This window comes from Paenibacillus algorifonticola, from assembly GCF_000971975.1.
Lineage (GTDB): Bacteria > Bacillota > Bacilli > Paenibacillales > Paenibacillaceae > Pristimantibacillus > Pristimantibacillus algorifonticola.
Map to the genome: position 1 here is coordinate 105763 of NZ_KQ040778.1, position 11672 is coordinate 117434.

The 11672-nt window shown below is 51.2% G+C and carries 8 protein-coding genes; 6 read left to right on the forward strand and 2 right to left on the reverse strand.

Annotated elements, in window-relative coordinates; all coding sequences use genetic code 11:
* The first annotated feature begins 39 nt into the window (after window positions 1-39).
* Entirely contained in the window at window positions 40-3105 is a 3066-nt protein-coding gene (locus WH37_RS00525) for an ATP-binding protein (RefSeq protein WP_331458006.1), read from the forward strand.
* A gap of 88 nt (window positions 3106-3193) precedes the next feature.
* Complete coding sequence (locus WH37_RS00530; RefSeq protein WP_414811795.1) at window positions 3194-4312, forward strand: response regulator; 1119 nt, start codon at window positions 3194-3196, stop codon at window positions 4310-4312.
* 83 nt (window positions 4313-4395) lie between these two features.
* On the opposite strand, the gene WH37_RS00535 is transcribed toward WH37_RS00530, so the two are convergent.
* The gene (locus WH37_RS00535) at window positions 4396-5244 is read right to left on the reverse strand and encodes a helix-turn-helix transcriptional regulator (protein WP_046228612.1); all 849 of its coding nucleotides are present in this window, start codon (window positions 5242-5244) and stop codon (window positions 4396-4398) included.
* A gap of 149 nt (window positions 5245-5393) precedes the next feature.
* Here WH37_RS00535 and fabF point away from each other — a divergent pair, with 149 nt between their 5' ends.
* On the forward strand, window positions 5394-6638 hold the full coding sequence (fabF, locus tag WH37_RS00540) for a beta-ketoacyl-ACP synthase II (RefSeq protein ID WP_046228779.1): 1245 nt from the start codon (window positions 5394-5396) through the stop codon (window positions 6636-6638).
* A 135-nt stretch (window positions 6639-6773) separates the two neighbouring features.
* Here the strand turns inward: fabF and WH37_RS00545 are convergent, their stop codons facing one another.
* The gene (locus tag WH37_RS00545) at window positions 6774-7664 is read right to left on the reverse strand and encodes a LysR family transcriptional regulator (protein WP_046228613.1); all 891 of its coding nucleotides are present in this window, start codon (window positions 7662-7664) and stop codon (window positions 6774-6776) included.
* 220 nt (window positions 7665-7884) lie between these two features.
* On the opposite strand from WH37_RS00545, the gene WH37_RS00550 reads away from it, so the two are divergent.
* The 3 genes from WH37_RS00550 to WH37_RS00560 all read left to right on the forward strand — a co-directional run bounded on the left by WH37_RS00550 (window position 7885) and on the right by WH37_RS00560 (window position 11670).
* Complete coding sequence (locus WH37_RS00550) at window positions 7885-9105, forward strand: aminotransferase-like domain-containing protein (RefSeq protein ID WP_046228614.1); 1221 nt, start codon at window positions 7885-7887, stop codon at window positions 9103-9105.
* Between the two features lie 88 nt (window positions 9106-9193).
* Window positions 9194-10303 (forward strand): aliphatic sulfonate ABC transporter substrate-binding protein, encoded by a 1110-nt coding sequence (locus tag WH37_RS00555; RefSeq protein ID WP_052736729.1) that lies wholly within the window; start codon window positions 9194-9196, stop codon window positions 10301-10303.
* A gap of 23 nt (window positions 10304-10326) precedes the next feature.
* Window positions 10327-11670 carry an LLM class flavin-dependent oxidoreductase gene (locus WH37_RS00560; RefSeq protein ID WP_046228781.1) on the forward strand — a complete coding sequence of 448 codons (1344 nt, stop codon included), beginning with the start codon at window positions 10327-10329 and terminating at the stop codon, window positions 11668-11670.
* Window positions 11671-11672 lie beyond the last annotated feature (2 nt).

The window sequence follows — 11672 nt, forward strand, 5'->3', positions numbered from 1 at the left end:
CTATTAGATCCAGTAAACGAGGATGACACATTGAACAGAGTGAACTATAGCAAGCTTGCTGGCATTATTTTAATTTTCGCATTGTCGATTGCGCTGTTTATAGGCATTTATTCGCTGACGAAGCCGAATCCGCATACGCCGACTGCGAGGCAGGGTGTGCTGGATATGTCGGGCTGGGATTTTGCTGCGCAGAAATTAGCCAATTTGAATGGTGAATGGGAGTTTTATGAGGGGGAGCTGCTGGAGCCGGCGGATTTCCTTAATGGGACGCATGGGAAAGCTGCTTATATCGAAGTGCCGAGCATTTGGTCAGGGAAAAAAGAGGATCAAGGCATCGACAGCAAAGGCTTTGGAACCTATCGCCTTCATGTAAAGGTACAGGACGAGAAGCAAATCTATGGCATCAAAATACATAGCATCCGCATGTCCCACCGTTTATATATCAACGGTCAGCTGGAGGGCGAGGCCGGACGCCCGGCAGCGGATGAAGCGCAGCATCGGCCGGGGAACACCCCGTACAGTACCTTTTTCCAGCCCAATGGACATAACATTGAAATCATTATTCAGGCTGCCAATTATGTGTATATATCAGGCGGCATCGTCAATACGATGCCGTTTGGCTTGGCGGGGGATATGAACACATTAAATGCTCTGCAGGTTGGCACCGATCTGGCGGTGATTTTGACGATGGGCATGTTTGGCGGCTACCATCTGGGCTTTTATTTTGTGCGCAGGCGGGAAAAGGCTTATTTGTTCAGCGGTCTCTATTTGCTGACCCTATCCGTCGTGCAGCTGTTCATGGGCGAGAAAATCGCGCTCAGAGTAATGCCCGGCATTCCGTTCAACTTTGCCTACAAGCTGCTTGATTTCAGCATGTTTCTTAGCGCGGGTATTATTATTTTGTTTTTCTATTCCATCGACACCCGCCTGCTGTCTAAAAGGAATATGACGCTGCTGATCTCGCCGATTGTGCTTTATATGGCGATGGTCGCGCTGCTTCCTTATGCTGTGCACAGCGAAATGAAGGGCTACTTTTTTATGTACCTCGTTTTGGTTGTACTGTATTTGCTCGGTAGAATGCTCTATTTGTACATGGATAAGGCGCGGGATGCGTCCAGCCGCAAGGAATTAATCATGTTCAGCGGCGCCATTCTGTCGCTAGGCATATACTTGATTTTCGGCATTCTCTATACGGAAAACGCGGTTCAAACCGATCTGATAGGGAAAATGGGCGTGGTCGGGTTCATTTGCTTTATGAATCTGCTGCTCGCGACGAGGTTTACTAACGCCTATGAAAAGACGGAGCTACTTACGAATCAGCTCTTGCTCGCCAATCAGCTGAAGGATGAATTTTTGACCAATACGTCCCATGAATTGAAAACGCCCCTGCACGGGATTATGAATATTACCTCACACTTGCTTGAGGATGAGGAATATCATTTATCTGCGAAGCAGAAGCAGAACCTGTGGCTGATCAAGGATATTTCGCTCAAGCTGTCAATATTGATTCATGATTTAATCGATGTCACCCGCCTTAAGCACGGTGAGCTGCTGCTGCACCCGACTGTCGTGGATTTGAAGGTGGTGACCCAAATGGTGCTGGATGTGCTGGAATTTGAGCTGATCGGCAAAGCGGTGCAGCTGCAAAATCTCATCGAGCCCGATGTCTGGGTCATGGCCGACGAAAATCGCCTGCGGCAAATTATGTACAATCTCGTCCAAAATGCGATCAAGCATACCGAAAAAGGGACGATTAACGTAGCTGCCAAGGTTATAGGAGAGAACGTGCATATTTCGGTAGAGGATACGGGGAGCGGAATTGCTAGTGAGCAGCATGAAGCTATTTTCGAATATTTCGAGCAGTTGGGCCGGCCGCTGTCTGAGGACGGTTATACGAGCTTAGGTGTAGGACTATATATTAGCCGCAAGCTGACGGAACGAATGGGCGGGGAAATCGGTGTGCAGTGGTCAGAGCCCGGCGTTGGCACTCGCATCGCCTTTACTTTGCCAGCTGCAGCCCATACGCAGGCTTATCTTGAAACAGCCAGCACCTATATGAATCAGCTGCGTGATGGCCATGAGGCTGAGCCGCAGGACTATTCTGGGCAGCATGATTATACGATTTTGATTGTAGATGATGAGGCTTCGAATATCCACATTTTATCCAGTATTTTAAAACGGCATCAATATAATGTCATAACGGCGTTTTCGGCAGATGAAGCGCTGGAAAAGCTGAAAAACGTTCCCCATGTGGATTTGGCCATCTTGGATGTGATGATGCCAAGAATTTCAGGCATTGAGCTGTGCCGCATGCTGCGCAGCGAGTACACGATCCTCGACCTTCCGATTTTGTTCGCGACGATTAAGGATACGCCGCAGGATATTGCACTGGGATTTCGGGCGGGAGCGAATGATTTTATTACGAAGCCCTTTGATGCGGACACGTTAATTGCCAGAGTTCAGACGCTCATTGCGATGAAAAATGCGATCAAGGACGCGATGCATAGCGAGCTGGCCTTTCATCAAGCCCAAATTAAGCCACATTTTTTATACAATGCGCTCAGCGGCGTCATTTCTTTTTGCTATACCGATGGTGAAAAAGCGGCTTATTTATTAACGATGCTGAGCCATTATCTTCGCTATATTTTGGATATGGATCGCAAGACGCTATTCGTGCCCCTGCACCGGGAAATGGAGCTCATTCATGCTTATGTGGAAATTGAAAAGGCGCGCTTCGGCGAGCGGTTTGATTTTGTCTGCGAGATTGAGGAGCGGGTTCGGGACATCGAAATTTCCTCCTTATCAATCCAGCCCTTTGTGGAAAACGCGATTCGCCACGGGTTATTTGAGAAGGAGGGGCATGGCCTCGTTTCGTTGAAGGTATATGAAGAGGACGGCTATTTAAAAGTAAAAATTGAGGATGATGGCGTCGGCATTCCAGCCGAGCTGCTTGATCAAATGTCCAATGACGAGCGGGAGAGCGGGGGAATTGGCATCCGTAACGTTCGCAAACGAATCGATTCGATACCTGGGGCTACGATGAGCATTCATTCCGAGCAGGGCATTGGGACGTCGGTGACGATTTTTTGGCCGCTGTCGCATTAGTAGAGTAGAGCTCATTTTTGAGATTTTTGTGAGAACCTCCATATACAATGAATGAAAAGGTATTTTAATCGGCTAGTTATTGGGAGCGATGGAATTGTATAAAGTCATCATTGTGGAGGATGAGAAGCCCATTCTCGATTTAATGAAATTTTTGATTGGCCAAAGTCCGGATTATATGATCTTGGGCGCCTTTACGAATCCGCTGGAGGCACTCGCTTCTTTATCGAAGCTGCAGCCGGATGCCATATTTATTGATGTGGAGATGCCGAAGATGAATGGGCTTGAGCTGGCGCAGCGTATTAATGAAATCACGGATCAGACTAAAATTATTTTTACAACCGCTTATAAGGAATATGCCTTGGAGGCCTTTCATGTACAAGCCTTCGATTATATTATGAAGCCGGTAACGAGAGATGCGATTGAGCGGATCGCAAGCCGCCTGCATAAGCAGTATAATCCAGCCGTACTGTCCGAACAGCGAGTGAAACGATCATCGATTCGCTGCTTCGGGGGGCTGGATGTACGCAATTCGAAAGGCTTGTCCGTCCATTGGCCGACACGCAAGACGGAGGAGCTGTGTGCTTATTTTCTGTGCCATCCGGGCATGGATATTAGCAAGTGGTACTTGGCTAATTTGCTTTGGCCCGATCTGGATGAGGTTCGCAGCTCGCATAATCTGCATAACGCGGTCTATTTGCTGAAGAAGATATTGAAGGAGCAGGGCATCGGCGTAGATATTCGCAGAGTAAATGATGGATATATGCTTGATCCAGGCGAGCTTGTTTATGATGTGCTGGAGTTTGAAAATCATTTTGAATCCAAGTCAGGAAGCACAAAGGCTGCCGCGCAGGAGGAGCACTTGGTTTCCCTCTACAAAGGGCCTTTGCTGGATCGCAAAGATTATGTGTGGAAAGCGCCGATCGAGGAAAGCTACAGTAAAAAATATGTTTTGATGATGCGAGCACTCATCGAGCGCGATATGGCGGCCCAGCATTGGGAGAAGGCCGAGCGCAGACTGGAAAATTACTTATCGGTCTATGCTCTCGATGAGGAAATGAATCTGCTTCTGCTGCAGGTTTATGAAAATGGTGGAAAAGAAGAGCTGGTGATCAAGCACTATGCCCAGTTCAAAAAAGCTTATCAACTGGAAATGGGCATAGAGCCACCCAGTGAAATGGAAAAATGGATGAAGGCCCGTGTGGGCTAACGAACTTGGACAAAAGCTTGGACAAAAGAAGAAAAGTGCTTTGGCAAGCTGGTTATTTGTTGATGACGATGAGTTCATTCGGTTTAAGTACCCAATAATCGCCGCAGCTTCTCCTCCGTTCCTGATCCCTCCACCGGGGTATAGACGGTGCACCGCAGGTCTACGCTGCCGAGCACTTGAAAAGAGGTCAGCGCGAACAGCATTTTGCTTGTTTTGGAGTGGCGAAATTCGATCGTGACCTCCGGTGAGCGGCTGACCTGGCTGCGCTGCCATAACGCTTCAAATTCGGGATGGAGCCGTGACATTTCCTCGATAAAATGATCATACCATTCATCGCCCACATATTGGCCGTAATAGGTGCGGAAGATCGCGAGGTAGCCTTCCACGAACGTTTCCCAATTGACCGCTAGACTGCGCAGCTCCTTGCGGGTAAACAGGAGGCGAATAAGGTTCCGCTCGGCATAGGGAATGGATTTGAAATCGACAAATACATGCGCAGCCGCCTCGTTCCAGCCAACGATATGGCAATGCCGATCGGAAATAATTGTTGGACAATAACGCAGCTCCACTAGTATCCGCTGCAATGAAGGGCTAAGCTTAAGCTCCTCCTCTTCCAGCTTCAAGCCGCCCCCACCCGTCCCCGCATGATGGCCAAACGCAAGTCCAAAAATATAGTCGCGTTCATCCGCTGTCAGCAGCAGTGCGCCGGCAATCGACTCCAGCACTTGGGCGGATACATGAATGTCCCGCCCCTGCTCCAGCCACGTATACCAGGTTGCGCTGACGTTCGCGAGCTGCGCCACTTCCTCCCTGCGCAGTCCCGGCGTCCGCCGCCGAATGCCGGCCGGCAAGCCTACCGCCTGCGGCTTAATTCCAGCGCGCTTCGCCTTCAGAAAAGACGCTAGCGCTTCCAGCCGAATACGATCAGACAAAACTCTCAAACCCTTCCCATTACGCTGTTATTTGTTATTGTAGTATAGCTAATACTAGGATAAACGACAACTTGTAATAGGATAATTCGTTTGCCATAATACAATCAATCGAGATAAGCAGTTTATTAATGGAAAGCGGGGAATAAATGATGAACAGAGTCGTTGTGACAGGGCTTGGTGTCGTATCGCCATTAGGAATAGGGGTAGAGACGTTTTGGGAAGGGATGCTTGCGGGCAAATCAGGCATTGGCCCTATAGATACATTCGATGCAACGAAGCATAAGACGCATTTTGCCGGTCTGGTGCGGGATTTTAATCCGGAGGAGCAGTTTGGGAAAAAAGAAGCCCGCAAAATGGACCGCTTCACCCAGTTCGGCCTCGCGGCAGCGGAAGAGGCGCTTGCCGATTCGGGCTTGCAGCTGGAGCAGCTGGACCGCGAGCGGCTGGCGGTATATGTCGGCTCGGGCATTGGCGGCCTGCAAACGCTGCAGGATAACGAAGGGCAGCTGCGTCAGCGCGGGCCAGGCCGGGTGAGCCCGCTGCTCGTGCCAATGATGATTGCCAATATGGCAGCTGCGCAAATCAGCATCAGACTCGGCTCGCTCGGCCCGACGCTTGCGCCAGTTACTGCCTGCTCGGTAGGCAATACCGCCATTGGCGAAGCGTTCCGGCTCATTCGTGGCGGCTGGGCGGACGTCGTGTTTGCCGGAGGCTCAGAGGCAGCCGTAACGGATATTGCACTCGCGGGCTTTGGCAATGCGACCGCGATTTCGACCCGCAACGAGGAGCCGCAGCGGGCGAGCCGTCCTTTTGACAGCGGCCGGGATGGCTTCGTCATGTCAGAGGGAGCGGGCATTATGGTGCTGGAATCGCTTGAGCATGCGCAAAGCAGAGGAGCACGCATTTATGCGGAGGTTGTAGGCTATGGAGCGACCTCAGATGCGTACCATATCGTAGCGACGCCGCCTGATGGAGATGGAGCATACCGGGCGATGAAGCTTGCGCTGCAGGAAGCGGGACTAGCCCCTGCGGATGTGGATGTCATTAGCGCACATGCCACAAGCACCGAGGTTGGCGATTCCTCTGAGGCTTCGGCGATTCGACGCTTGTTTGCAGCAGATGGCCAGCAGACGCCAGCTGTGACGGCGACGAAGTCGATGCTGGGACATATGCTCGGCGCATCGGGAGGCGCTCAGGCGATTGCCCTCGCCAAAGGCTTGCAGGAAGGCGTCATTACGCCGACGATCAACTATGAGCAGCCGGACCCGGCTTGCGGAGATTTGGACATCGTAGCGGGCGAAGCGCGCCGCGCGAATATAAAGGTTGGCCTCACGAACTCCTTCGGCTTTGGCGGGCATAATGCAGTCATTGCGATGCGCAAATTTGAGGAGTAACCATAAATAATCAGGAAGAGGAGTATTTAGAGTTAACAGCTGCAGAGATACGTCTATCCGAGCCCTAAAATGATATTTTGCCCCTTAGAAGCAGCAGTCGAATCAACGGCTGCTCCTAAGGGGCTCTTTGCAGCTTCAAGCATTCATCCGCATAAATTGGGGGATAAGCACATTCAGCTCTTTAATAAAAGCTTCGCAAGCGAGCGACTGCTTCTTCTTGGCATGCAACCAGTAAAAATCGACGGGATGCTCGACCTGAAGCGGGATCGGAACGATATGCCCGGTCATGACGTAGGGGTCATTTTTCAAGGAAATATCCAAATAAAAGCCGATGCCCAGTCCTTCGCTGATGACCCGTTTAGAAACCTCGGAATGCTTGGAATGAAAAATTTCCCGGCTCGTGCCATACGCCTGAAGCTCCTCCTTCATACGCTCCGAGGTGCTGATAATTGAATGCTTCCCAATTTCCTCCATGGAAAGGCTCTCTTTGTAGGCCAAGGGCGACTTGCCACCAACGCATGCCATAATTTTGCAGGTTAAAAACTTCTCGGCGACCAGATTTTTAAAGGACATTTCCTCCGGCGTTCCAATAAGTCCCACATCCCAATCTCCGCTCAAAAGCCGCTCTTCTATTTCGCTCGGATGGCTTTCAGTAATTTCCAGTTCAACAAGCGGATATTTCTCCGAGTAATGGGTCAGCAGCTTGGGCAAAAAGCTGGTGCAAGCCCCGAAGGTCGCCCCGATGACAAGCCGAACGTTCAGAAGCGAGCTGTTCAGCTTGGCCGTCTCTGTGAAGTTATCCCAGCGCGATAAAATATCCTCAGCCATCTGGATCAGATTATTGCCGACGGCAGTCGGGCGTGTACCAGAGCGGGTACGGGTGAAAATCGCTAGTCCGATCTCATTTTCCAAGGCGGCTATCGAGTTGCTAATATTGGGCTGCGACAAGTGGAGCTTCTCCGCAGCTAAAGTGATGGAACTGCTATGCGCTACCTCGACTAAATATCTCAATTGTTCAATACGCATATCAGATCACCTCTTCTGCCATAAGCTCAGGTTATGGATACATTGTTTTTATATATTTTACATTGTAATTTGGAATGTGTAACATTTCAATTAATAAATCCTTGCAATCCAATCGGAAATTACAAAATTACGATAAGGTATAAAACTGTTAACAGAAAAACGCAAGACTGGCAGCCATTCAGCAGCATGACTTTCATTAGAGAGGTTGTGAAAAATAGTTATGGGAGACAAACTAGCTCCTTTCCGTTTTGCCAAAAGAGTGCCGCAGCAGGCGCCGATGGGGGCGGCGCAAGCATCCAATCGAACCGATGTCGTTCCGTTATCCTACGGTTCTCCGGCATCGGCATCATTTCCCTATGATGCGCTCCAGCAGGCGGCATCCGATGCCATTCTGACGCAAGGCCACGCTGCGCTGCAATATTCGGGTGCGGATGGTCCGGCTGTCGTTCGACAATGGATTGCCGAGCGCTCCGCCTTGCGGGGAATTCATGTCACTCCGCAGGAGGTGCTCGTCACCTACGGCTCAGGGCAGGCGATCGATTTTGCTTGCCGCGCTATTTTGGAGCCGGGGGATCACGTCTGGGTAGAAGCCCCGACCTTCTTCGGCGCTCTGAATACATTTCGCACCAGCGAAGCGGTGCTTGCCTCGTTTCCTATTGATGAGCAGGGCCTCAGAGTCGATTTGGTGGAGGAAGCGCTTGAGCATGCGGTCCGTGAAAATTTGCCGCTGCCGAAGCTGCTGTACTGCATCCCGAATTATCATAATCCGGGCGGAATCAGCTTATCCGTCTTCCGCCGTAAGCGGCTTGCCGAGCTGGCACTGGCCTATGATTTCTTCATTCTGGAGGATGATGCCTACTCGGAGCTGAATTTTGGAGCCGCCTATTTGCCTGCTATTTATAGCTTTGCCCCGCAAAGAACGATTTACTTGGGCACGTTCTCTAAGACGATTGCTCCAAGCATAAGGTTGGGCTGGGCAATCGCGTCGCAGGACACCGCAGTCAAGCTGGGCTCCTTCTTTCATGGAAGCCGGGCTAGCGCATTTACCCAGCAGATTATCGGGAATTTATTGAGCAGCTACTCGCTGGAAACGCATATCGGGCAGCTCATTAGCCGTTACCGGGAGCAGCGTGACAGCATGTTGAAAGCACTGGACAAGCATTTACAAGGAGCAGTGGAATATGCGGTTCCCGAGGGCGGCTTTTTCGTCTGGCTTCGCTTTAAGGAAGAGGTAGACACCGGGGAGCTCGTAAAGTATGCCTCCGGGCACGGGGTGAGCTTTATTGAGGGCCAGCAGTTTTATTTATCGCCGGAGGATGGGAAGCGTTACGCCAGATTATCCTTCAGCTACTGCGAGGCGGAGGCGCTTGAGCTTGGCATTGTCCGGTTAGCCGAAGCGTATCAGGATTATCAAGCCGCCCAAGCCGCTCGAGAAGTTTGAGAAGCATATGAAGCTAAAGCCATAAATGACACAGAGACGACTACATCTAAAGATGGCGATATAGCCACAAAATCAGGAGGAATTATAAATGAGAGCAAAATGGACAGCTAGAATGAACTATTTAATATTTGCAGCTATGGTGCTGCTGCTTGCGGCATGCGGCAGCCAGCAGCAGGAAGCGGCAGCGACGAATACGGCGGCATCCGCAGAGGTATCGGCAGCGCCTGCAAGTGCGGAGCCAGCTTCATCATCTGCGGCGACGGAGCCGGATGCGGATAAATACAAAGGCGTTGTCGTCCACCTTGAGGGCAGCCAGGTCGGCCCTATGATTATTGGCAAGGAAAAAGGCTGGTTCGCGGAGGAGCTTGGCAAATACGGTGCAACCGTCGAATTCCAGACGCTGGCAAGCGCGTCCCAATACAATGAGGCATTGGCGGCAGGCCGGCTGGATATTGTTCGTACAGGCTATATTGGTACGATTACCGCTCAAGCAGCCGACATTGCCTTCAAGTCTCTTGCTGAAGGCAGCAGCGGAGCGCCTGATGCCATTCTTGTTCCGCAGGCAAGCGGCATTCAATCGATTAAAGATTTGAAGGGCAAAACGATTGCCGTTGCAAAAGGCAGCAGCTCATGGGGCCTGCTCCAGCATGCGCTCAAGAAAGAAGGCATTTCGCCAGACGATGTCAAGCTGGTTAACCTTCAGCCTGCTGATGCACAGGCGGCGTACCAAGGTGGACAGGTTGACGCTTGGGTTATTTTTGAACCTTATCGCAGTCAGGAAACGAGCAGCGGCTCATCCCGAATCGTAGCCGAGTCGTCCACAATCGGTTTGTTTACCCCGGGCTATGTAATTTCCCGAACAGAATTCGCCGACCAATATCCTGAGCTTGTAGAGGCGTTTCTCAAAGCCTACCAAAAATCAATCGACTGGCAAAAAGCGAATTTGGACGAGGCGGTCGCCCTGAATGCCAAAATCAAAAATGTGAGCGAGGATACGATTCGGGCATCCATGGCGAACCCAAGCTCTGAGCCGACTAATCTTCCGATTTCGGAAGAAGCGACTAAATTCCAGCAGGAAACCGCTGACCTCATGTTCGAGCTGGGAGAAATTAAGACGAAGGTAGATGTATCCAAAGTCATTGATAACACCTTCATTACGAAAACATTGGCAGATATAAAGGCAGACACAAATAAATAATGCAGGATGGAAGTGACAAAGACATGAAGCAGTTGAACGAACAAATGAACCTGGGCGCCTTTGTGTTTACTTTCGGCCATCATTTTGCGGCATGGCGCCATCCGGGTACGGATACGAACGAAATCATCAGTATGGATTTTTACAAGGAATTAGCAGCAAGCGCGGAACGGGGCAAGCTGGATATGCTGTTTCTGGCGGATTCCGGATCAATCCCGCTGAGCGATGCGGAATCGAGCGCCCGCTTCGTCTACCCGGAAGCGACTGCCGTGCTTGGCGCGCTCGCTGCGATCACGGATAAAATTGGCATCGCGGCAACTGTATCGACGACATTCAATGATCCTTACAATGTTGCACGTCGGTTTTCGACGCTGGATCATCTCAGCAAAGGGCGCGCTGCTTGGAATGTGGTCACCTCGACCAAGGAGGGCGACGCGCTGAATTACAGCATGGAGAAGCTGCCGGAGCACGGCAGCAGGTATGAAAGAGCGCGCGAATTTCTAGATGTTACAAATGCGCTATGGGACAGCTGGGAGGATGACGCCCTTCTATGGGACAAGAAAGCAGGCTTGTTTGCTGACAAGGAGAAGGTGCATTTGCTTGAGCACCGCGGCGAGTCCTTCTCGGTGCTTGGACCGCTTAATATTCCAAGGTCCCCCCAAGGTCGTCCGGTCATTATTCAGGCAGGGACCTCTCCTGCCGGATCACGATTCGCAGCAAGCGGGGCGGATGTTATCTTTACAGCATGCGAGGATAAAGACGAAGCGATCCGCTTTTATAAGCATGTGAAGGGGCTGCTGCCCGAATTCGGGAGAGAGGTTGGCGAGGTGAAAATATTGCCCGGCCTGATGTATTTTGTAGGTGCGACCGAAGCGGAGGCAAAGGCGAAGGAAGAGGAGTTTTACGAGCTGATATTGCCATCAGCCGGTGTCACGTATTTATCGCGAATGCTGAATGTGGATTTATCGGGCTATTCCATTGATGAGCAGCTGCCGGATATCCCGCTTGAGGGCAATACTAGCCGGGCGAAAATCATCATGGAGACGGCGCGGAGAACGAAGCAGACGATCCGCGAGCTTGGCTTGCATTTTGCCGTAGCCCGTGGACATATGAAGGTGCGAGGCACGCCGGAGCAAATTGCCGATGTCATGGAGGATTGGTTCCGCAGCGCTGCCTGCGACGGCTTCAACATTATGCCGCCGCTGCTGCCGGGAGGCATGGGAGAATTTGTCGATCAGGTTGTTCCCGTCCTGCAGCGCAGAGGCTTGTTCCGCACGGAATACTCGGGAAATACGCTGCGGGACCATCTGGGGCTCAGCCGTCCAATCAGCCAATTCGCAGCAAGCGTCGAGACGGCGAAGGAGGGATAGCT